Source organism: Candidatus Magnetobacterium casense (assembly GCF_019173545.1).
Classification (GTDB): domain Bacteria; phylum Nitrospirota; class Thermodesulfovibrionia; order Thermodesulfovibrionales; family Magnetobacteriaceae; genus Magnetobacterium; species Magnetobacterium cryptolimnobacter.
The window spans coordinates 1-3,306 of record NZ_JABXWD010000372.1; the positions used below are offsets into that span (position 1 = coordinate 1).

Consider the following 3,306-nt stretch of genomic DNA (forward strand, 5'->3'; position numbering starts at 1 on the left):
GATCTACCGGCAGGTGGTGGCAAGATCGTCGTGTTCGGTGGCACCTATGATTTTGACGTCAACGTAACAAGGGCCATCGGGAACGTCATCTGGGAAGGTGTTGGCTACGCATCGTACATATCACGGGATGGTGTTAATGCCTGTATAACGGCAGGCGGGTCTAACTGGGTATTTCAGGATATCCGGTTCGATGCGGGTGGTGTGAGTGGAGGTCAACTGATTGGATGCTGGATAGGCTCTGAACATTATGCTATTGACATGGTCAAAACAGGCGGGTATGACGTTGTTATCACCAAAGATGCGAATAGTGAATATTACACGGCAAAATCTTCAGATGGGACTATTTACACGTCAGGGAATTCGGCTTATACCGTAATCCAGTCCACATTAAATAGTCTGGTAACATCAGGGGTAGGAACTCACAGTGCATCCTGTATCCGTGGCAAGCGTATCCTGTTGAGAGAGGATGGCAACCAGACGTCTTGGGAAAGTGCGTGGTCGCTGGGCACCTCCCAGATACAAGTTCCCCCGTTGCAAAATACGGTTTTCGACACTCGCGGAGTACATATAGGAACATCTGGGACGAGTGCCTTTAAATTCGATTCCACGATGGACTCATCGATAAATCTGGGCGTAGTTACCAGCACGACCAAATCACCAATCTTAATCAAGCCGACACATGCCGGACCTGACGGATTGACTATATTTACGATCAACGATTTCATGGTATCCAGCGCAGTGGTTCTAACCGCGCAATCAGGCAGCAGCGCATGTATTGAACTTGACCCGGATAATGGAGACATTATCTATAACACATTCACCGCAAACGATATCCACAATGGAGATTATGGAGTCTACATACAAAATGACGCGGCTAATGGTGTTTACGGAAATACGTTCAACATCCCCAGGATTAAAGGTTGCGACGTAGCAATCCGGGACGGGGATCCGGGCTGCACCAATCACTATGGGAATGAGTGGAATGTGTATATCGGGAGTGCTGACGAGATCGGTATAGCAGCCTATGGTGGGACCAATGTCTGGAACGTGCGCTGTGCTGACGGTATTGCAGTGGCCGGTGAAGCCCTTCATTTTTACTCCGGGGCCAATGACAATCAGGTGACACTCAATGGATTTGCCGAGGCCATAGGATACACTGACGACGGAATACTGAACAGGTTCTATGGCCGGAATTTAGACGTATCAGATTATCGCGGTACATTCAAAGATCTAGCCTACAGCGGGACGCGGGAAGCGTTCTATCCATGCACGTTTGGCGATCCTGATTTTATAGCATATGACGTAATACCGGGGGCTCTGATAAACGCGGAGGGGGAAAACGGATACATTGTAGTTGCCGTGCCGGATGATTTTACCAGTCTGGTGTCGGCTAAAATAGTCTGGATGCCCATAGCAGCAGCCGGGACAACGATGATAACCAGTGTGTCAACTGTCTACGGATCATCAGGCCAGGGGTATAACACTCATGCGGCCAGCGGCACTATGTCACGGGTCAACGTGCAGACCAACTATTGGTATGAGGACAATATATCCAGTACGCTATCGTCTCTAGCGGCTAACGATTGTATAGGGATACGAGCAGCACGGCCAATTGGGAGTGTAGCCAACACGCAGGCAATGATTTACGGATTAAGGCTGACATACGTGTTCACGAGACCATAGACACGGAGGACTAAATGAGAGTCACATTTGCATTGCTGGCAATCCTGTTGATTCTGCCATCGGAGATTTAACTATGAAAACAGTGGTAATTATAGTTCTAACAATATTGCTTTTACCGATGATGCTCAACACGGATATGGGTCTTGAGGCCCAGACTGTTGTATTACAATCCAGTGACGTTACCATACCGACGCTTCAACAGGTGACGGATAAAGGTAATATCACAACCAATCCAATCCAGTTTACAAATACCACTGAATATATTGGGTCTGATAATGCTGGTGATCTGGATATTTATGCAGATGGCACCATTGATCTACATGCCCCTCTCGTGCTGACGGCTGGCAGTCCGGCGGCGAACGAATCTCCGCTGGTGTTTTTACAGGGGCCGCTATTGACCGTTCCTCATGCAGGCGCAATGGAATTTGACGGTACAGGAATTTATTTGACGCCTACCAATCACCGGAGATTTATCTCTCTGGCGTCCGATTCGGTTATAACTACCAATACAGCGACCACAGTTGCAACCACCGTTTTATGGTCAGGAGTGTTGAATGCTGATGAATTAAGAGCACATCGTGTGTACGAAATTAAAGCGTGTGGGACATATACCACTCATGATGCTGCCGACACGGCCAATTTATCAGTCAATGTTAATGGTACGTCACTGATAACGATCACGACGCCAGCAGGTGTCGTAACCGATGATCCGTGGTCTATTGATGCATGGTTCACAGTCCGTTCTATCGGGGCGGCGGGAACGGTTTCAGGATATGCTCAGGTAATTAGCTCGGCAGGTATAACCCAATCTGTAAACGAAGAAGTGCATGTTGATACTACGGCCATCAATACAATATCTATCCAGTGCGCTTGGAGCGATACCCCCAATGAATTGTATTTGACTCAGGCGTGGCTAGCGGAGGCCGATTGATATGAATAGATTTAATTTATTTCTCTTTTTTTTATTGCTACTTACAATCATATTACCCCCTATGGCGATGGCCGATGGTATTGCATCAGCACAATATGAACCAGGTGAGGATGGGACAATTTATGCCCAAGTGTTAAGTGCCACGGGTTCGCCGGTAGCCACGGCTACAGTGACATATACCATGCGTAATGGGGCAGGGGCAATAGTGCAATCTGGCACTTTGACATATGTAGCAGGCAGCAATGGGATGTACTCAGTTGATTTTACAGCCCCGAATGATGAGGGAATATACTCTATAGAATATGTATCTGCCAGCCCGACACTATACGGGGCCACTGATATTCAAGTCAAAAGCACACCGTCATGGTGGGAGGATAGTATCATGTTTGTAGCATTCGTATTATTAGCATTGGGAATGATGGTCGCCGGATATTTTCTCAGACACTCCCCACTGGTATTTGCCAGTGGCATTGTCTGGGTGATATTCGCAATCTGGGCATACCAGGAGAGATCAGGGGTTACCGATATCTATTTCCTAGTGTTCTGGTTGGGAATACTGATGGCAATCATCGCATGGATAGAGGGTGCTGTCATGCCAAGGGATCGTGACATGATTTATAACCATGACGACAACGATATTGCCAAAGCGGTCGATGATATCGATGGTGAGCCGGATTCGTGGGATTCTCTAC

The 3,306-nt window shown here is 47.6% G+C and carries 3 protein-coding genes; all 3 read left to right on the forward strand.

Annotation, left to right across the window (positions count from 1 at the left end; all coding sequences use genetic code 11):
- Window positions 1-1,683 (forward strand): hypothetical protein (locus HWQ67_RS15000; protein ID WP_218253502.1); only part of this gene is annotated, 1,683 nt, incomplete at its 5' end.
- Window positions 1,684-1,756: 73 nt separating this feature from the next.
- Entirely contained in the window at window positions 1,757-2,614 is an 858-nt protein-coding gene (locus HWQ67_RS15005) for a hypothetical protein (protein WP_218253503.1), read from the forward strand.
- A 1-nt stretch (window position 2,615) separates the two neighbouring features.
- Window positions 2,616-3,306 (forward strand): hypothetical protein (locus HWQ67_RS15010; protein ID WP_218253504.1); only part of this gene is annotated, 691 nt, incomplete at its 3' end.

Excerpts from the sequence above, each read along its gene's own strand:
- HWQ67_RS15005 (WP_218253503.1), top strand. The coding sequence starts at position 1,757 with ATGAAAACAGTGGTAATTATAGTTCTAACAATATTGCTTTTACCGATG.